General features: G+C 43.2%; 20 protein-coding genes and 4 tRNA genes. 7 read left to right on the top strand and 17 right to left on the bottom strand.

The features are described 5' to 3' along the window. Window positions 1-227: 227 nt before the first annotated feature. The 5 genes from L5M38_RS01970 to trmB all read right to left on the bottom strand — a co-directional run bounded on the left by L5M38_RS01970 (window position 228) and on the right by trmB (window position 4,637). Window positions 228-1,169: a LysR family transcriptional regulator gene (locus L5M38_RS01970; protein WP_006082526.1), complete on the bottom strand. Its 942-nt coding sequence runs from the start codon at window positions 1,167-1,169 to the stop codon at window positions 228-230. A 439-nt stretch (window positions 1,170-1,608) separates the two neighbouring features. After that, on the bottom strand, window positions 1,609-2,430 hold the full coding sequence (locus L5M38_RS01965; RefSeq protein ID WP_263178167.1) for a YggN family protein: 822 nt from the start codon (window positions 2,428-2,430) through the stop codon (window positions 1,609-1,611). 201 nt (window positions 2,431-2,631) lie between these two features. Then, the gene (gene glsB, locus L5M38_RS01960) at window positions 2,632-3,546 is read right to left on the bottom strand and encodes a glutaminase B (protein ID WP_113939414.1); all 915 of its coding nucleotides are present in this window, start codon (window positions 3,544-3,546) and stop codon (window positions 2,632-2,634) included. After that, a complete protein-coding gene (locus tag L5M38_RS01955) occupies window positions 3,546-3,872 on the bottom strand; it encodes a YggL family protein (RefSeq protein ID WP_028761293.1) in 327 nt (108 codons plus the stop codon). Before L5M38_RS01955 ends, glsB begins: the two co-directional genes overlap by 1 nt. Before the next feature lie 48 nt (window positions 3,873-3,920). Beyond that, window positions 3,921-4,637 carry a tRNA (guanosine(46)-N7)-methyltransferase TrmB gene (gene trmB, locus L5M38_RS01950; protein WP_105251866.1) on the bottom strand — a complete coding sequence of 239 codons (717 nt, stop codon included), beginning with the start codon at window positions 4,635-4,637 and terminating at the stop codon, window positions 3,921-3,923. Window positions 4,638-4,837: 200 nt separating this feature from the next. Between trmB and mutY the strand changes: the two genes are divergently transcribed. Both mutY and L5M38_RS01940 read left to right on the top strand, forming a co-directional pair. Continuing rightward, the gene (gene mutY, locus L5M38_RS01945; RefSeq protein WP_198572672.1) at window positions 4,838-5,944 is read left to right on the top strand and encodes an A/G-specific adenine glycosylase; all 1,107 of its coding nucleotides are present in this window, start codon (window positions 4,838-4,840) and stop codon (window positions 5,942-5,944) included. Between the two features lie 2 nt (window positions 5,945-5,946). Next, complete coding sequence (locus L5M38_RS01940) at window positions 5,947-6,225, top strand: oxidative damage protection protein (RefSeq protein ID WP_011788659.1); 279 nt, start codon at window positions 5,947-5,949, stop codon at window positions 6,223-6,225. An 87-nt stretch (window positions 6,226-6,312) separates the two neighbouring features. Here the strand turns inward: L5M38_RS01940 and L5M38_RS01935 are convergent, their stop codons facing one another. Continuing rightward, window positions 6,313-6,888 carry a YceI family protein gene (locus L5M38_RS01935; protein ID WP_028761297.1) on the bottom strand — a complete coding sequence of 192 codons (576 nt, stop codon included), beginning with the start codon at window positions 6,886-6,888 and terminating at the stop codon, window positions 6,313-6,315. A 4-nt stretch (window positions 6,889-6,892) separates the two neighbouring features. Next, entirely contained in the window at window positions 6,893-7,444 is a 552-nt protein-coding gene (locus L5M38_RS01930; protein WP_219233931.1) for a cytochrome b, read from the bottom strand. A gap of 389 nt (window positions 7,445-7,833) precedes the next feature. Here L5M38_RS01930 and L5M38_RS01925 point away from each other — a divergent pair. The 4 genes from L5M38_RS01925 to L5M38_RS01910 all read left to right on the top strand — a co-directional run bounded on the left by L5M38_RS01925 (window position 7,834) and on the right by L5M38_RS01910 (window position 9,021). Further along, window positions 7,834-7,909, top strand: a tRNA-Phe gene (locus L5M38_RS01925). Between the two features lie 34 nt (window positions 7,910-7,943). Next, window positions 7,944-8,019, top strand: a tRNA-Thr gene (locus L5M38_RS01920). A gap of 843 nt (window positions 8,020-8,862) precedes the next feature. Further along, a tRNA-Phe gene (locus L5M38_RS01915) sits at window positions 8,863-8,938 on the top strand. Between the two features lie 7 nt (window positions 8,939-8,945). Further along, a tRNA-Thr gene (locus tag L5M38_RS01910) sits at window positions 8,946-9,021 on the top strand. Window positions 9,022-9,328: 307 nt separating this feature from the next. Here L5M38_RS01910 and L5M38_RS01905 read toward each other — a convergent pair. After that, window positions 9,329-9,514, bottom strand: a complete 186-nt coding sequence (locus L5M38_RS01905; RefSeq protein WP_105251863.1) for a hypothetical protein — start codon at window positions 9,512-9,514, stop codon at window positions 9,329-9,331. Window positions 9,515-9,667: 153 nt separating this feature from the next. Between L5M38_RS01905 and L5M38_RS01900 the strand changes: the two genes are divergently transcribed. After that, window positions 9,668-10,012 (top strand): DUF3634 family protein, encoded by a 345-nt coding sequence (locus L5M38_RS01900; RefSeq protein ID WP_220777163.1) that lies wholly within the window; start codon window positions 9,668-9,670, stop codon window positions 10,010-10,012. Window positions 10,013-10,108: 96 nt separating this feature from the next. On the opposite strand, the gene L5M38_RS01895 is transcribed toward L5M38_RS01900, so the two are convergent. The 9 genes from L5M38_RS01895 to L5M38_RS01855 form a co-directional block, all read right to left on the bottom strand. Continuing rightward, entirely contained in the window at window positions 10,109-10,339 is a 231-nt protein-coding gene (locus tag L5M38_RS01895) for a hypothetical protein (protein ID WP_106649918.1), read from the bottom strand. A gap of 263 nt (window positions 10,340-10,602) precedes the next feature. Next, the gene (locus tag L5M38_RS01890) at window positions 10,603-11,148 is read right to left on the bottom strand and encodes a DUF3833 domain-containing protein (RefSeq protein WP_263178164.1); all 546 of its coding nucleotides are present in this window, start codon (window positions 11,146-11,148) and stop codon (window positions 10,603-10,605) included. Further along, window positions 11,136-11,750, bottom strand: coding sequence for a chalcone isomerase family protein (locus L5M38_RS01885; RefSeq protein WP_263178163.1), 615 nt, complete (start codon window positions 11,748-11,750; stop codon window positions 11,136-11,138). The genes L5M38_RS01890 and L5M38_RS01885 overlap by 13 nt, the downstream gene beginning before the upstream one ends. Window positions 11,751-11,844: 94 nt before the next feature. Continuing rightward, window positions 11,845-12,426, bottom strand: coding sequence for a DUF2878 domain-containing protein (locus L5M38_RS01880; protein ID WP_263178162.1), 582 nt, complete (start codon window positions 12,424-12,426; stop codon window positions 11,845-11,847). Window positions 12,427-12,517: 91 nt separating this feature from the next. Beyond that, window positions 12,518-13,792, bottom strand: coding sequence for an SAM-dependent methyltransferase (locus L5M38_RS01875; RefSeq protein ID WP_263178161.1), 1,275 nt, complete (start codon window positions 13,790-13,792; stop codon window positions 12,518-12,520). Window position 13,793: 1 nt separating this feature from the next. After that, on the bottom strand, window positions 13,794-14,618 hold the full coding sequence (locus tag L5M38_RS01870; protein ID WP_263178160.1) for a DUF1365 domain-containing protein: 825 nt from the start codon (window positions 14,616-14,618) through the stop codon (window positions 13,794-13,796). Then, a complete protein-coding gene (locus L5M38_RS01865) occupies window positions 14,615-15,865 on the bottom strand; it encodes an NAD(P)/FAD-dependent oxidoreductase (RefSeq protein WP_263178159.1) in 1,251 nt (416 codons plus the stop codon). The genes L5M38_RS01870 and L5M38_RS01865 overlap by 4 nt, the downstream gene beginning before the upstream one ends. Then, window positions 15,862-16,662: an SDR family NAD(P)-dependent oxidoreductase gene (locus L5M38_RS01860; protein ID WP_263178158.1), complete on the bottom strand. Its 801-nt coding sequence runs from the start codon at window positions 16,660-16,662 to the stop codon at window positions 15,862-15,864. The genes L5M38_RS01865 and L5M38_RS01860 overlap by 4 nt, the downstream gene beginning before the upstream one ends. Then, window positions 16,662-17,108 carry a nuclear transport factor 2 family protein gene (locus L5M38_RS01855; protein WP_113939404.1) on the bottom strand — a complete coding sequence of 149 codons (447 nt, stop codon included), beginning with the start codon at window positions 17,106-17,108 and terminating at the stop codon, window positions 16,662-16,664. The genes L5M38_RS01860 and L5M38_RS01855 overlap by 1 nt, the downstream gene beginning before the upstream one ends. Window positions 17,109-17,131: the final 23 nt, after the last annotated feature.

Raw genomic sequence — 17,131 nt, 5'->3', positions numbered from 1 at the left:
TCCAATAAACGTATAGGACTCAGATCATTCCGAATCAACTGTCACCATTGTATTCAATTAAGAACAGAGTTCAAGGATGTTATAAAAAAGTGCTTTAGTAACCCCTAAAAAACCATCAACAAATGTACTCATTAACTCAACCTAAAGCATTGATTTTAAATGACCAGAAAAGTACCTGCCCAATTTAAAACCACATAAGACTGCTTTTGAGAACAATGTTTCCTATTTTACTGACGTTTACTGAATAATTCGACATAGGGAGCATCCCAATACGGTGGCGTCCCTATGTGATCTTTGATGAATTCGATAAAAGAACTAACCTTAGGTGCTAAGTGCTTACGACGGGGATAAACCGCCTGCAATGGCAGATGGTGGGTCAATTGCCAATCCTTCAGTAAAGGCACTAATGTCCCTTTGGCAATTTCATCTTCCATCAGATAACTCGCAAGATACACAACTCCAAGACCACTTATTGCAGCAGATTTTAATGCAGGCGCATTATCCACCCTGAAATTACCCGATACGCCAATTTCACAGTAGTCATCACCCTTCTTAAATTGCCACATGCTGTGCTCGTGCCACTCTCCTTGATAGACCAAACAGTTGTGGTCAACTAGCTGCTCAGGTCGAGTTGGCTCGCCATGTTGAGCAATATAGCCAGGCGAAGCAACTAACAGGAATTGGCACTTCATCAGCGGTCTAGCAACCATGCCAAGCGGTAATTGCTCAGACATAGTTAACAGTAAGTCTAAGCCTTCGCTCACGACATCCACTTTATGGTCCAGTAAGCTCACTTGTAGCTCAAGCTCAGGATGTTTTGCCATAAAAGATGGCAACGCAGGAATGATATGCATCACTCCAAAGGATTGGGAAATCCCCACCTTAAGCACGCCGCGGGTCGCATCATTTAAGTTATGCACGCTGGCTATCGCTTGTTCAGCGTCACGCAGCAGTTCTTCACCTTGCAGATACAGCAAATGCCCTGCTTCAGTCAGACTTAAGCTGCGGGTGGTACGTTGAATTAATTGAACACCAAGTCTATGTTCAAGATCGGCGACTTGTGTACTGACCTTAGACTTAGAGATCCCAAGCCTTCTTGCGGCGGCACTAAAACTACCTGCTCTGGCCACATGAGTAAAAATCGCAATAGGTTCTAACAGTTCTAACATGGAAGTCGCCTTAAGCTGTTTACGACAATGATATTAACTTTCGGTGAGCAGCTATGGTTAGCGTAATCATCGCTTAAAAATAACCATAGCATTGATATCTCGCATCAAAATGATATAACGCAGAGATTTAGACCGAAAAAGTCCACTAAAGTAGGGGGTTATATCTGACTGATATGCCAGCTTTTAATTATATTTTAAGAGTATACCAAATATTCGTCTCTAGACTGTAACATTCCGAACTAAATCGCTGCAAGCCTAGCCTATAAGCCACATCAACTTAGCCATAAGGGTTGTCACCACGATTAAACCGTAGCCAATAAAAAAGCCCCTAGTCGATAAATTGACTAGGGGCGTAGCATTCAAGTTTGACTCATGCACAAGGAGATAGAAGTTATTGCAGTTAAAACTAAGGGCGATTCGCAAGAACTATTTACAAGTACTATTCACGCAGTTCCTTGGTTGAGTTTTGTGTCAACACATAAGGTGCTAGTTCTGGCACTTCTTGGCGCAATTGATTTTCAAGCACTAACAAATTTTCAAATCGGTCGCACAAACGGTCAGCCTTAGCTTCTAATCCCTTAGATTGGCTCTCAATTTGTTGCTCAATATCTTGGCCTAACTTGTCCATTTTTTGGGAGAAGGTATCCATCTTAGCTTCAAAATTTTCACCGCCACCAGACATGATTTGGCCACCTAAGTTCATCATAATTGCGCCAATTGAATTCTGGACAATTTGTTCCATTTCCTGCTCGAATTCATCGTTAAATGTACTTTGCATCGAGTCTTCAGTCGCCCCTAAATAGAAGCTATCACCATTCTTGTAAGCCACTGAATCAACCCGTTTTTGAACGCCAGCCATCATTTCATTAAATTTTGCACCAGCGGCATCACCCATTAAAGGTGTTAAGGCCATACCAACCGCTTTGGAAGCAAGAGATACTGCCTCATTCACCAGTTCAATCACTTCTGGCACTTGAGTCGAAACTTCATCGGCATATTGAGTAACCAATTTTTTCTGCTTGTCGGTTAAGTTAACTTGCTTACCTTCCACAAATAACTTGTCAACTTCGATACGATACTTTTCTGTGCCCTTCTCGCTCATGACTAATTTTTTAGGCTCGACCATAACGTCATAATTTAAGGAGACCTCACAGCGCTCATCTATTTTTGGTTCTATTTGTGCTTGCGCCAGCTGTACGCTAGATGCCCCTAAAATCACGCCAGATAATGCAAATCCAGTTAATAACTTATTTAATTTCATTTTTGTTCGTCCTTTAATCTGAATAATTCGATAAACCTAAACTACTGAATAGCTTATACCATGTGAATAGCTTATAGCAGGAGACGTGCCAACTTTATAACAATTTGATTATGTTGAATTTTGAAAGTTAGCACTAAAAGGTCATTAGCGAAATTCGCTAACATTTAGTCTGATAGTGCTAATAAAAAACGAGAGATAAGACTAGAAAATAGAACGACCGAGACGCTGACTTAGATGCTCAAGCATCGCTGTGCCCGCAAGTGAGTTGCCATTATTATCGAGTTCTGGCGACCATACACAAATCGACAGTTCTCCAGGGATCACGGCAATAATACCGCCGCCGACGCCACTTTTACCTGGCATACCAACACGATAAGCAAACTCACCCGCACCATCGTATAAGCCCGAGGTTGCCAACAGAGCGTTAAGTTGCCGAGTTTGCACTTGAGAAATAAGCTCAGTCCCTGTGATACTTTTGCCGCGATTAGCTAAATACAACATGGCCTTAGACAAGTCAGCACAATTCATCTTCAAGGCGCAATAATGAAAATAGGTGCGCAGCACAGTATCAACATCACCTTGAAAATTACCAAAGGACTTCATCAAATAAGCGATAGCCGCATTGCGCGCACTATGCTGATATTCTGAATCTGCTACTTGTTTATCGAAACACACTTTATCGTTTTGGCTAAGTTGCCTGACTAACTCAAGCATTCTGTGTTTAGGTGCACCTAAACGACTCTGCAATAAGTCAGCAATCACTAACGCGCCAGCATTGATAAATGGGTTGCGTGGCTTGCCACGTTCTAACTCGACTTGTACTAAAGAGTTGAATGAATGGCCCGAAGGTTCTTTGCCAACACGGCTCCAGATTTCGGCTTCTTCATATAAAGTTAACGCTAAGGTTAAGCTGAAAACTTTGGAGATACTTTGAATCGAAAACGGCTCAAGGTAATCGCCCGCACCTAAAGTTTCACCGTCAACAGTCGTGACGGCAATACCTAATTTGCCAGCATCAACGCTGGCCAGTGCGGGGATATAATTTGCAACCTTTCCTTGGCCGAGCAAGGGTCGAACTTTCTCGACCACTTCCTCAAGTAATGCCAACTCGGGCATTAACCCCACCAAATGTCGTACAGTTCGCTAACTTCAACCTGAGATACTTTTTGGGTCGCCCAGAATGCCTTAACTGCAGCAATATCTTCTTCGGTACATTTACCAATCGTTTGGGTGGCGATAATGCCTTCCCATTCGATGTGGCCGCCGCCATGGAAACCTAATTTACGGGTTTCGATCACTTCATCGATGAATTTATCTACAGTTGCATCGATATCGGCTTCAGATACTGATGCATCAAAAGTCCAAGCCATATCGAAACCTAACTCTTGGAATTCATCAACGCGCATTTTCTTACGTAAACGACGGCTACGATTAGTTGCCATAGTGATTTTCCCTTTTGTGTTTAAAATTAGCTAAAATTGAGTTCGTGATTAAGCGATACGCTCAAACATCAGATCCCATACACCGTGACCCAGTCTATGGCCGCGGGCTTCAAACTTTGTCAATGGACGATGATCAGGACGCGGCACCACACTGCCGTCGGCCGACTGGTTTTGATAACCCGGTGCGGCTTGCATCACCTCTAACATATGCTCGCTGTACTCTTCCCAGTCAGTTGCCATATGGAAAACACCGCCAATTTTTAGCTTGCGACGAATAAGTTCGGCAAATTCAGCTTGTACGATGCGGCGTTTATGGTGACGTTTTTTATGCCAAGGATCTGGGAAGAACAATTGCACTCGGGCTAATGAACCGTCAGCAATCGCATGTTCTAATACTTCCATGGCATCGTGATGATACACACGTAAATTAGTCACACCAGCAATGGCTGCATCACTGAGGCAAGAGCCTACACCCGGTTTATGTACTTCAATACCAATGAAATTTTGCTCTGGTGCATCTTTAGCCATTTGTACTAAAGAGGCGCCCATGCCAAAGCCAATTTCCAGCACAGTATCGGCTTCACGACCAAAAACGTCGCTCAGTACTAATGGCACTGGGCTGTAATCTAAACCCATTGTTGGCCACTGGCTTTCAATAGCGTGTGCTTGGCCTTTGGTTAGGCGACCTTCTCTCAGGACAAAGCTTCTGATCTTGCGCAGATACTTGCCTTCTTCATTAAATTCAGCGGTAGTGACTTCGCTCATTTTTGCCTCGTCTAGTGGACAACACCATCATAAAAGAAGGGCATTATCCAAAGTTCAACATACAGTGCAAGCACTAATGGGGCGAAAGTATACCAAGATTATTTAAGAGTGCGAATTTAGCAGCGATTTTTAGCTTTAGATCCCTTGCCAACTTATCTTTGACGCTTGTCTAAGAAGATAACTGCCGCTACACTGCGCCGATGAAATCTACAGCCTCCTTCGCTACACGTATCGTCTCTTGGTACGACAATCACGGTCGTAAAACCCTCCCTTGGCAGCAAGATAAAACCCCATATCGCGTATGGGTTTCTGAAATTATGCTGCAACAAACTCAGGTTGCGACTGTTATTCCCTATTATCTTAAATTTATGGCGCGTTTCCCCGATGTGTTAGCACTTGCTAACGCGCCAGACGATGAGGTATTACATCATTGGACCGGTCTTGGCTATTACGCTAGGGCGCGTAATCTGCATAAAGCAGCCAAAATAATCCGCGATGATTATCAGGGATTATTTCCAACACATTTTGAACAAGTGCTCGCCCTACCCGGCATCGGCCGCTCGACGGCAGGCGCAGTATTGTCATTGTCACTTGGGCAACATCACCCCATTCTCGATGGCAACGTAAAACGTGTATTAGCAAGACATGGGGCAATCGCAGGTTGGCCAGGGCAAAAGACGGTTGAAGAGCAACTTTGGCAACTGACGGATGCCTTCACACCGCAGCAAGATATTCAGAAATATAATCAAGCCATGATGGATATCGGCGCCAGTATTTGCACTCGTAGCAAACCTAACTGTGCCGCTTGCCCTGTAGCGATTGATTGCAAAGCTCAACTGATTGGCAGACAAACCGATTTCCCAGGCAAAAAGCCTAAAAAAACCATACCAACCAAAGCGGCGTGGATGTTAGTGATGATGCAAGACAACCAAGTCTTTCTAGCTAAACGTCCGCCAGCGGGAATTTGGGGCGGGCTCTGGTGTTTCCCTGAATTCGCTACCCAAGCCACCCTTGAAACTCATCTTGAAGAGCAAGGGTTTGATGCGCAGCAACTCGAATGGTTAACTGGCTTTAGGCACACATTTAGCCACTTTCATTTAGATATTCAGCCCATGATGCTTAACTTAGATAAAACTCACGGCGATAAAACCCTCGGCAATAAACAGAGCGTGGGCGCTGTCATGGAACAAAACCAGTCTCTCTGGTATAACATAAGTCATCCTTCCAAAGTGGGACTCGCCGCAGCCACCGAGCGCGTGCTAGCCAATTTGGGATCACTCGTTCAATCCGCAGTCAGTAAGGAATAATCATGGCGCGTACAGTCAATTGCGTATATTTAAATAAAGAAGCCGACGGCCTAGACTTTCAACTGTATCCAGGTGATTTAGGTAAGCGCATTTTTGATAACATCAGCAAAGAAGCATGGGGCCTATGGCAAAAAAAGCAAACCATGCTGATCAACGAGAAAAAACTCAACATGATGAATGTTGATGATCGTAAATTTCTTGAAGAACAAATGACCTCTTTCCTATTTGAAGGTAAAGATGTTGAAATTGAAGGTTTTGTACCAGAAAAAGACCAAGATTAATTCTGGTCGTTAGTCGGCTCTAAGTATAAAGCTTACAAAAAAGCGCCTTTCGGCGCTTTTTGTTTATCTAAATGGCAGAATAAAGAGTTACTTACGCACGCCTTCAACCACTAGATCTAACTCAACATGGCTAGATGCTGGACCTAAATCCATCTTGATACCGAAATCTTTCATCGCAAAGGTAGTTGTGCCCGTAAAACCGGCACGGTAGCCACCCCAAGGATCCTGACCTTCACCCACAGCATGGGCCTTGATCGCTAAGGGTTTAGTCACACCATTTAAAGTTAAGTTACCGTTAATCACTAAATCGCCATTTCCTTTATCTTCCACCGAAGTAGATGCAAAGGTCGCTTTAGCGAATTTGCCAGTATTAAGGAAATCTTCACCGCGAATATGTTTGTCACGCTCAGCATGGTTTGAATCGACACTTAATGTATTCACAGTGACATTCACTTTCATCGCAGTAGGTTTAGCCGCATCGTAGCTAAAATCGCCGCTAAAATCATTAAAACGCCCCACCACATAGCTATAACCTAAGTGATTCACTTTAAATGTAATAGAAGCGTGAGCGCCTTCATGATCAATCACATAGTCAGCAGCTGAAGCCGCCACAGGAGCCAATAGAGATACACCGATCAGTGCGCTTAACAGTTGCTTTTTCATTGTATTATCCTCGTTTAAATTTAATCATTCTAAGTAGGGTGGCGTCTTTATCGATAAAGTGATGTTTTAATGCGCCCACGGCGTGAATAACGACCAGCGCGATCAAGCTGTAAGCCGCATATTGGTGAATATCACCCGCGATATCAGCTTGGTTTTCAAACAAAAGTCCCAATCCTGGTAGTTCAAACCAATCAAACACCCAGATACCACGGCCATCTGCGGTTGAGATCAAAATGCCAGCAGTCATGATGACAAAGAGCAAGATATAAATAATAAAATGCGCCAAATGTGCGGCCGTCTTTTCCCACGGTTTATGACTCGCCTCAGGTACTGGCTTGGGATTAACTAAGCGCCATACCAAACGAAATATTGTCGCAGCCAATAACAGAATCCCAATACTTTTATGTAGATGCGGCGCAGTCTTGTACCAAGTACTGTAGTAGGTTAACTCCACCATCCACACACCGACTGCAAATAACCCAATCACGACGAACGCACTCAACCAATGGGTCACAATGGCGGTAATTCCATAAGCAAACTGACTATTTCGAAACATACTGCGACTCCGTACTCGCGTTTTCTTCATGCTATCCATGAAATAATATTCATTATCATAAATCTAAATTTAAAAACTAAAATCAGTAAAAATCGCTTATATCTTTCTAAATTTTAGAAAGTAAGCCAAAAATCATGATCTGTGAGCACAAAGCTATAGTAAACATCAGTATCCCTCTGACTTGAAAAATACAGCCAACGAATGAAATTGAGCTGAATTCGCAAAATAAGAGATAAAAAACACTCAAGATGTGCATTAAACAGCCGAACGAGTGATTTATCGGGAAAAAGCACTTGCAGAGGTCAAACACCCTAGCTAATATAGCCGCACTTTGAACGATACGGCTTAGCCAACGAGTTCAAAGTAGTTAACTAACGCTTAGTTTAGTTGCCCGAATAGCTCAGTCGGTAGAGCAGAGGATTGAAAATCCTCGTGTCCCTGGTTCGATTCCGGGTTCGGGCACCATTATTCTGTACTAAAAATTGCAGTAAAGATTTAAGCCGGCATAGCTCAGTTGGTAGAGCAACTGACTTGTAATCAGTAGGTCCCGAGTTCGACTCTTGGTGCCGGCACCATATAAAACAATGAAACCACTCAATGAGTGGTTTTTTTGTATCTGAAATTTGAATAATAACTCACAAAGTCTGTGGTCAATCGCAACTGACTTACTCTTGATAATACCAGTAGGTTCCGAGTTCGACTCTTGGTGCTGGCACCATATAAAACAATGAAGCCACTCAATGAGTGGCTTTTTTGTATCTGAAATTTGAATAATAACTCACAAAGTCTGTGGTCAATCGCAACTGACTTACTCTTGATAATACCAGTAGGTTCCGAGTTCGACTCTTGGTGCTGGCACCATATAAAACAATGAAGCCACTCAATGAGTGGCTTTTTTGTATCTGAAATTTGAATAATAACCAACAAAGTCTGTGGTCAATCACAACTGACTTACTCTTAATAATACCAATAAGTCCCGAGTTCGACTCTTGGTGCCGCCGGCACTATATAAAACAATGAAGCCACTCGCTTACTCTTAGTTGCTCCGCTTAGTTACATCCCATAAATATCAGCCATCAATCAAAGCTCGACAATACCCAAAGTGTGCCACTGCCCTTTGCTTGCAATAGATGAGCTTAAACCTTAATTTTTATCTCCCCAATAGCAGATAAATGAATGAGGAAGTTAGGATAAACAGCCATAAGGAACACCCATAGGCGTTAAAGTGCTGAAACTTTCAGCGACTCAATATGAGAAAAGTGGAAGAATCAAATAAATGTTCGATTTTTGTTTAATAGTTAATCAGTCATTTAAAAAGGGCTTGCACAGCCAAAGCGAGCACTATATTATACGCGCACTTCGAACGAACAAGGTCTTTACGACTTAGTTTGAAGTAGTTAACTAACGCTTAGTTAGTTGCCCGAATAGCTCAGTCGGTAGAGCAGAGGATTGAAAATCCTCGTGTCCCTGGTTCGATTCCGGGTTCGGGCACCACAATTTAGCCGGCATAGCTCAGTTGGTAGAGCAACTGACTTGTAATCAGTAGGTCCCGAGTTCGACTCTTGGTGCCGGCACCATATAAACAATGAAGCCACTCAATGAGTGGCTTTTTTGTATCTGTTTTTTGTATATGAAATTTGAATCGTTTCAAAGCAAAACACAACTGACTTTCCTCAATAATAACGATAGCGCCCTCAATACTGGCACAATAAGCGCTCAAATTGAGCGTATAAGATAATTTATTGACTTCACGCAACAGACAATCACTTAATCCTTTCCCCCTATAAATGATAGTTTTATATTCGCCACATAAAAAAGCCACTCATTATTGAGTGGCTTTGCGTTCTTATACAAACTATCTAGTTCCAAATGACTCAATCGTGCTTATTTGATGAGCTCGAGTGGCATAGGCCTATCACCTGCTTGAACTTGATGTTGAACATGGCGCCACCCTTGAGTGAGCTCACTTAGATGTGCTTTTCTCTCGGGGAAATGTGTAGCGAGTTTTTCGATAACATCGATTTGCTTCTTACACAATAATGACCAACGATCTGCATTTGATAAGTACATGGCGTTTTCCTTAACTGAGGGGTTACTTTTCCTTAGCCAGTTAAGTCTAGGCTGGAATGATTTTATTGCCAATTCAAAATTGCGTGTTAGCGCACTGTTAAAACAAGTCGCTCAGGAGTATCTTTGTCCTATAAACATAAGATAGGGGGCGTTATGACAGCCGATATTTTCAAACTCATTTTTGTCGCTATTGGTATATTTCTCGTTTACAAACTCATATTTGGTGGCAAGAAAGGTCTAACTATTTTTGAAATGCATTTTAAAGATGGCCGAATGACTCAGCATAAAGGCAAAATCCCAGAGCGCTTCGAGCGGGAATGCCGCCACATTGCTAAAGCTGAAAAACTGACCTGTACTGTTAGGGCTGAAAAATCAGGAGATGTACGCTTACATATTTCTGCCAACGTGAGTGACAATGTGAAGCAAAGGATCCGTAATGTGTTTCCGTTTGAATATTATGACAAAAAATCGATAGATAACAGTCGTCAAGCAGGCTAGCTCTTCGCCCTTTTCCCTAGCAACCTCAATACTTAACCCACAATACTTTTTGAAGGTTAAGTATTGAGGTTGCAGCGAGTCCCTAACCCACTCTTCTTATTTAAACTTAACCGGGTACCTAGGTTTTAAAAAATCGGATTCTAAACGACCATCTGCCCTCGCATCTCGAATACGGCGTTCATTATCTTGCACCATAGGATCGCTGGCAGGTTGATGAGGGTCAGCTTTTGTCTCAGCTTGTTCCTCAAACACAACGTCAAAGGATGAACAAGCAGTTAACGACAAACTCAACAAAGCACACCATAGAACTAAGTGTTTTTTAATCATTTATCTACACCAACTTAAACTTGGAATAATTAAAATAATAAACAATGAGTTACATATAATTAACTATCATATTTATTACTTTATGCCGCTAGCAAAAATGCCTAGCTGCCACTTTGGTTTGAGTTAGATACTTTAGTGCAGACAAAAGGTGATTATTAGCCAAGCTATACTGTTTAAGCCAACTTAAGCCTTAATCAACAGAGTGAATCCATGACAAGCAAGCACAAACATAGTTAAGCTAACTTAACTAAAAATTGCTGAGACTATTTTTGAATAACTAAAGTGACTTTAGCAACTGTGATGCCAAACTTAATAATATCGCTCTGATTTATAATGGTATTATCATTCACTAAGAACATCCAATCGTCGAAATGAACTTGATATTCCTCACCATCCACAGGCAATAACATATCGTATTTCCAACGTAGCGCACTGCCGCTAGATTGGCTATCGGCAGTCCCGATAATGTCACCTGCAGTTCCTGAGTATCGCCCTTCCCCTAGTGCCTTAATGCGCCATACACGCGTTTGAGTTTCGCCATCATCATAAACAAACCATTCATGAATGACGCCCTCGTTTCCCTGCCAACTGGCTTCCATAATGACATTGAATTTGCGGATTACTTTGCCACTAAAATCTTGTACGACCCCAGAGGCTTTTAATGGTCCATTAAAAAATGACTCCAAAACCAATGTCGGATGAGTGTCTTTATAATCAGTCACTTCCACCGATGAACAACTCGACAACAGCCCTATCATTATTAAACCTAAAAATAACTTTCGGCCGACAAGCCGTTTCAACAATCGCATGGTTTTTCTCCAAGTAATTGCGCCCGCAAACTCGGACGGCTAGTGGCTTTCGATAACCAAATCGCTAAAAATGCCTCAGCAAAATTAGCATCATGGATAATGTCGAGTGGTTGATGATTAAAGAAAAACTGACTCGTTTGTCCATCTATCACCTTAAAACTTAAATGATCGCCCTGCTTCACATCGGGCCAAGTCGCATTTAATAAACCCAACCAACGTTGGATATCATTTTCGGCAAACGCTAGATGCTTCCATTGATCTTTTGTCGCTTCGAGCAAATCCTCTGACTCAATATCTCGATAATATTCAATATCTAACAGCAGAGGATATTGCCCCTGTTGATAACGGCCATTTACCGTCATCAGTCTCGCCTTATACAAACTAAACCACAGCCAATCCATTTCTCCGCGGCCCACTTCCTGAAAAGTCTGCGTCACATCGGCGGCATCATTCAGTTCGATAGTAATGTTTTCAAAATCAGGCGTTTTCGCCTCTAACGCTTTTAAAGGTGCGGCCAATAAACCGAGGGCCAATAGACTTAAGCAGCTTGAATTCAAAAATGAAAAACCAAGATTTGGGCTACGATTACGAACTGACGACATGGGATCCCCCTTTTACTGCATGATGTCTTACAACAGGTACTTAACTAAAAACGGCATAATGACTTAACCGCGATCAATTCCTACAACTCAATAATTAACGCCCAAACACAGTAAAAGAACGCGCTTTAGTGCTTCGATTAAATCCATAGGGATTAGCAAGTTGGATTAAAAATGGCAGCAAGACTAGCCAAACCAAAAATAACACCACAGCAGAAATAACATTGCAATAGGGCAAACTCACGGCATTAAATTGTGCGCCAGCCAAATAGCTTAACCCACCAAATACGCCCCCGAGTAACGCCTGAAATATCAGCGGTAAAGGTCGTATAAAGGCCAAACTATGATTCAGAGTCAAAGCAAAATGCAGCCACAGGCAACCAAGCCACCAAGGGAAAAGAGCAAACTCAAACACCTCTAAAACAGAGAGTACTGTATCTACGCCTATTCCTAAGACTGCAACCTTTAGCATCAATAGCAAATCCACTTTGCGATACTCGGGCTTACCTAAGGAAGCTAGCAGGATAAAGTGAAATAATAACAAAGGGATAGTTAACAACAGTGAGGTGTTAAGCCAAAGTACGCTAGACCACCACACAGCCTGAAAACTCAAGGCGTTATAGAGAATAAAGCCCTGATGTTTAAAAGGAACCCGAGAGTTAGCTAACATGAACTTCATCTTTGCCTCACTTTTATCTTGCTGCAAACAAAGCGGCTCATTCCAACGAAAATGGTTATTTCCACTAAAGTGACTGCTTAATCAAAACAAATTACATCGCATTAGGACTATGGCTTGGGAGATTATGGCTAGCAATGCGATAGTCCGGACGCACAGCCACTAAATGCACAGTGCTTGTGGTACGTTCTAAAAATCCACCTTCACAATAACTTAGGTAAAATTTCCACATCCGAATAAAATCATCGCCATAACCTAAAGCTTGAATTTCGCCTATCGCATGATCAAAATTCTCATGCCAATGTTTTAAGGTTTTAGCGTAATCGAGCCCCATATCATTGAGCGACCAGACCACCATGTCCGTCTGTTTGGCAATGTGACCGACCATTTGGCTCACTGAGGGTAAGCAGCCACCGGGGAAAATATAACGCTGAATAAAATCCACACTTTTGCGATAGCTGTCATAACGTTGATCGGCAATCGTTATCGCCTGTAGCAGCATGCGCCCATTGGGTTTTAACAATGTTTCCAGCTTTTTAAAGAAGCCTGGCAAATACTCATGCCCTACCGCTTCAATCATCTCGATAGAAACAACCCTGTCGTATTCCCCAGTGAGATTGCGATAGTCCTCAGTCAGCAGCGTCACTTTATCGCTTAGCCCTTCGCGTTCGACACGGGCTTTGGTATAGGCGTATTGCGCATCTGAAATCGTTGTTGTTGTCACGTGTACGCCATAATGCTTAGCCGCATAAATAGCCAGTGCGCCCCAGCCTGTACCAATCTCAAGCAAGGTTTGACCTGGCTGTAAATCGAGTCGTTCACAAATAGTCATCAGCTTAAACAACTGCGCTTCCTGCAAACTGGCTTCCTCATGGGGATAAAGCGCGCTCGAATACAACATTTCACGGTCGAGGAATTGCTCATACATAGCATTACCCAAATCATAGTGGGCAAGAATATTCCGCTTTGAGCCCTCTTGAGAATTGCGATTCAGCACATGCTTCATACGGTTTATCGTGCCAGTTAACCAAGAGAATTTGGCTTCAATCTTATCGAGTAAGGCTAAATTACGGGCAAACAGTTGTACGACTTTAGTGAGATCAGGACTCGTCCAATGGCCTTGAATATAACCTTCACCCGCACCAATGGAGCCTGAAAGCATTATTTGACGATAAAAACTCGGGTGTTTAACCACAAGCGTGGCGTGCAAGTCGGTATGACTCTCACCAAAACGATAACTCTTGTCGCCCTCAACCAAGGTCAAGCAGCCATGTGGGAGGCTTTCCAGCGCCTTAAGCAAGACTTTACGCGCAATACTGTCGGGCAGTTTCCCTGTGGTGACTGAGGTTTGCGAAGCCGTATTTTCCATGTTATTTCTCCATCTGAGCTGGATGCGGCACAAAGGGCACACGTTTAAAAAAGAGTTTTAGCGCTTGCCAATAAATCCCGAAGAAGATCTTGAGAGTCATAAAAGGGAAGCGAAACAAAAGCGTCCGTAAATTGGCCGCCGTTATCGGTTGGCGTTTCATCACTAAATTGGCATTAAACAGTTTTTTGCCATTCTCTTGCATCGACTTGTTTTCAATACCGATGTTTAAGTCTTCACTCGGCGCAGACACATGCCAGAGATAACGCATATCGAGAGTCATAAAGGGAGACACGTGAAACACTTTGTCAGAAGGTTTGGGCGCGGCTAAATCGACTAAATAGCAATGGCGCTGATCCCAAGGCGTGTTACTCACCTCGGCCAACATGTATAAAGGCGTTTGATCTTGATAACAAAAGTAGAAATTTACTGGGCTAAAATACACGCCAAAATGGCGGATCTGACCCACAAACAAAACTCGATCGCACAGTTTATCTGCGCCTAACGCTGCCACTTGAGTCAATACGCGACTCTTAAGTGCAGCTGCGCTCGGATCGACAACAGCCACTTCGCTGTTATCATTGGATTTAGTCGTAAAAGACGTTAAATAGTCTTTAGGATTAAATCTCAGTAAAGCGCGGCGCTGACTGGCAAAAATTCGCCCCATGGCACTGATCCTATCGACTTCATCTAAGTCAATCGCCAGCAGCGCCATGGCATAACTAAAGCTGTGTTTAATCGGCGTAAAACGGCTGTGGGATACAGTGCCGTAATAAATGCCGCTATTGAGTTCTGCCATATTTAAGCTTGTCACATTTAAATCGGTCATAAGCTGACACCAAAATGGGCACACACATCAAGTGCACTGCGAACACCATCTTCATGGAAACCATTGTGCCAATAGGCTCCAGCAAAATGAGTATGATTTTGCCCGGATATTTCCTCACGGCGGCCCTGAGCCTTAAGACTGGCTTCGTTAAACACTGGGTGGGCATAATTGAAGCGGCGTATCACTTTCGACTCATCAATCAACTCTGACTGATTCAAGGTGACACAAAAGGTCGGCGCATTGGCTGGCAACTGTTGCAGTATGTTCATGTTGTAGGTCACTGACGCTGGACGTTTTAGGTTACCATCTAATCGATAGTTCCAACTCGCCCAAGCGGCTTTTCGCTTCGGTAAAATACGCGTATCCATGTGCAGCACCACATCGTTATTCTGGTAGCTGAGGTCGCCTAAAATGGCGCGTTCTGTTGGCGTGGGATCGTTTAACATCCGCAGTGCTTGGTCGCTATGACAGGCTAAAATCACCTCATCAAATTCCAACCATTCACCGTGAACTTGTAACTTCACCCCATTGCCATGGCGTTCAATACCTGTCACAGGTGAGTTAAGGCGGATATTGTCTTTAAAGGGCGCAATAAGATCAGGAATATAGCTACGCGAGCCACCCTTTAGCACATACCACTGGGGTCTATCACTGACATTTAATAAACCATGGTGCTGGAAGAAACGAATAAAAAACTTCAACGAAAACGCGCGCATATCTTCTATGCTCGAAGACCAAATCGCCGCACCCATGGGCAAAATGTAATGTTCAGCGAAAAATGGTGAGAAGTGTTCATTGTCTAAATAATCACCTAAGTTACCTTCGGGATAAATATCCTGTTGATAGAGTGCCTTACAGCCTTTATTGAAGCGCAATATTTCTTTTAAAAAGGCCCAAAAGCGTGGATTCAGGAGGTTACGCTTTTGGGCAAACAAACTGCCTAAATTGTGGCCGTTGTATTCAAGCCCAGTCAGAGCATTGTGCACGCTAAAACTCATCTCAGTCGGTAATATGGTGACATTAAGGCGAGCCAATAAACGTTCAAATCGTGGATATGTTCTGTCATTAAACACGATGAAACCTGTGTCTATAGCGTAGGTTTGCCCTTGATGCTCCACATCGACTGTCGCCGTGTGGCCGCCGATATAGTCATTGGCCTCAAACACTGTAACCCTGTGCGACTCACTTAATAGATGGCCACAGGTTAATCCAGAAATGCCAGTGCCGATGATGGCGATATTTTTCATAAACTCTTGTCCTTTAGCGGCTTGGCTTGAGTATCGTTTGCAATCATTTTTTGCCACACAAAGGCAGGTAAAAACGACATCAACTTCAATAGATAAGTAAAGCGTCGCGGAAAATGGATCTCGCGCTTGCCACCTTTCAGCCCATTACGTATCGCCTTAGAAGCGGTTTGTACACCCACTTGCATTGGCATAGAAAAATCATTTTTTGCGGTCAGTGGTGTCGCCACAAAACCCGGGCAAATCAAGCTCACGCCTATGTCGTTCTTGGCAAGATCGAGCGCGAGACTCGAGGCTAAATACTGCACGCCAGCTTTAGAGGCACCGTAAGCTTCAGCGCGAGGGAAAGGTAAATAAATAGCGCTAGAACTCATTAAGCCAATACGTGACCCCCTAGGCATTAAAGGTAAAAATGCCCCGAGGCAATATCCCATTGCAATTAGATTGGTATGGATAACACGCTCGAACAACACATCATCGAAGGCCTTAGCATCATCAATATATTCACAACTGCCCGCATTCAAAATGACCAAATCGAGCTGATAATCGGTTTTCACCAATAGCTCAGCTACATTTTGGCCAGCTTGTTGAACTTGGTCGCGCTGGGATATATCAAAAATTAACAGCGTGACACCTAAGAGTTCATTCAAGGCTAACGCCTCTAACCTTTCTTGGGAGCGGCCACAGGCAATGACATGCCAACCTAAGGACAAATAATCCTGCGCCAGTTGCAACCCAATGCCTGAGCTTGCGCCTGTGATCAGCACTGTATTTACTTTCATCGGCTTAACAGCGTCCATTACTTTGCCGCCCTGTCTTTGAGCAAGCGGATAAGGCCGCCCATGCAAGGCAAATGCTCATACAACATTTGCCCTAAGTCGAAGTAATCCCTGTGAAAATAAATCTTGTCGTTGAATTTAAGTTGGCTCATGCCATCAACACGGATAAGTCCGCCTTTATTCAACTTAGGGTGGCTATATTCCATCTGCCAAAACAGCGCGGCTTGGTTCGCATCCTGCTGCACTTCTTTAATCTCAAACTGAATATGCTTAACATTCTTATATAACTTCGCGAAGTACTGAGTTAACGCCTCTAGCCCTGTGATTTGATGCATAGGATCGGTAAAACTAATATTGTCGTCGTAAACCTGAGCTAACAGATGCAAGTTATCTTTATTTAAAGCTTGATAAAGCTGAATAAAATGCTCAACAAGCGTATTAGTCTCTGTCGTCGCTTGGTTTGTCATCTTGCTATTGCTCCTGATCCTAT

Origin of the sequence: Shewanella sp. SM101 (genome assembly GCF_025654465.1) — a bacterium.
Lineage (GTDB): Bacteria > Pseudomonadota > Gammaproteobacteria > Enterobacterales > Shewanellaceae > Shewanella > Shewanella oncorhynchi.
Note: the sequence above shows the minus strand (reverse complement) of the source record. Positions and strands in the feature narration are given on the sequence as shown.

What these genes read in the sequence shown, in the direction of transcription:
- L5M38_RS01970 (WP_006082526.1), bottom strand. Translation starts at nt 1,169, where the DNA reads ATGTTAGAACTGTTAGAACCTATTGCGATTTTTACTCATGTGGCCAGA.
- L5M38_RS01965 (WP_263178167.1), bottom strand. Translation starts at nt 2,430, where the DNA reads ATGAAATTAAATAAGTTATTAACTGGATTTGCATTATCTGGCGTGATT.
- glsB (WP_113939414.1), bottom strand. Translation starts at nt 3,546, where the DNA reads ATGCCCGAGTTGGCATTACTTGAGGAAGTGGTCGAGAAAGTTCGACCC.
- L5M38_RS01955 (WP_028761293.1), bottom strand. Translation starts at nt 3,872, where the DNA reads ATGGCAACTAATCGTAGCCGTCGTTTACGTAAGAAAATGCGCGTTGAT.
- trmB (WP_105251866.1), bottom strand. Translation starts at nt 4,637, where the DNA reads ATGAGCGAAGTCACTACCGCTGAATTTAATGAAGAAGGCAAGTATCTG.
- mutY (WP_198572672.1), top strand. Translation starts at nt 4,838, where the DNA reads ATGAAATCTACAGCCTCCTTCGCTACACGTATCGTCTCTTGGTACGAC.
- L5M38_RS01940 (WP_011788659.1), top strand. Translation starts at nt 5,947, where the DNA reads ATGGCGCGTACAGTCAATTGCGTATATTTAAATAAAGAAGCCGACGGC.
- L5M38_RS01935 (WP_028761297.1), bottom strand. Translation starts at nt 6,888, where the DNA reads ATGAAAAAGCAACTGTTAAGCGCACTGATCGGTGTATCTCTATTGGCT.
- L5M38_RS01930 (WP_219233931.1), bottom strand. Translation starts at nt 7,444, where the DNA reads ATGTTTCGAAATAGTCAGTTTGCTTATGGAATTACCGCCATTGTGACC.
- L5M38_RS01905 (WP_105251863.1), bottom strand. Translation starts at nt 9,514, where the DNA reads ATGTACTTATCAAATGCAGATCGTTGGTCATTATTGTGTAAGAAGCAA.
- L5M38_RS01900 (WP_220777163.1), top strand. Translation starts at nt 9,668, where the DNA reads ATGACAGCCGATATTTTCAAACTCATTTTTGTCGCTATTGGTATATTT.
- L5M38_RS01895 (WP_106649918.1), bottom strand. Translation starts at nt 10,339, where the DNA reads ATGATTAAAAAACACTTAGTTCTATGGTGTGCTTTGTTGAGTTTGTCG.
- L5M38_RS01890 (WP_263178164.1), bottom strand. Translation starts at nt 11,148, where the DNA reads ATGCGATTGTTGAAACGGCTTGTCGGCCGAAAGTTATTTTTAGGTTTA.
- L5M38_RS01885 (WP_263178163.1), bottom strand. Translation starts at nt 11,750, where the DNA reads ATGTCGTCAGTTCGTAATCGTAGCCCAAATCTTGGTTTTTCATTTTTG.
- L5M38_RS01880 (WP_263178162.1), bottom strand. Translation starts at nt 12,426, where the DNA reads ATGAAGTTCATGTTAGCTAACTCTCGGGTTCCTTTTAAACATCAGGGC.
- L5M38_RS01875 (WP_263178161.1), bottom strand. Translation starts at nt 13,792, where the DNA reads ATGGAAAATACGGCTTCGCAAACCTCAGTCACCACAGGGAAACTGCCC.
- L5M38_RS01870 (WP_263178160.1), bottom strand. Translation starts at nt 14,618, where the DNA reads ATGACCGATTTAAATGTGACAAGCTTAAATATGGCAGAACTCAATAGC.
- L5M38_RS01865 (WP_263178159.1), bottom strand. Translation starts at nt 15,865, where the DNA reads ATGAAAAATATCGCCATCATCGGCACTGGCATTTCTGGATTAACCTGT.
- L5M38_RS01860 (WP_263178158.1), bottom strand. Translation starts at nt 16,662, where the DNA reads ATGGACGCTGTTAAGCCGATGAAAGTAAATACAGTGCTGATCACAGGC.
- L5M38_RS01855 (WP_113939404.1), bottom strand. Translation starts at nt 17,108, where the DNA reads ATGACAAACCAAGCGACGACAGAGACTAATACGCTTGTTGAGCATTTT.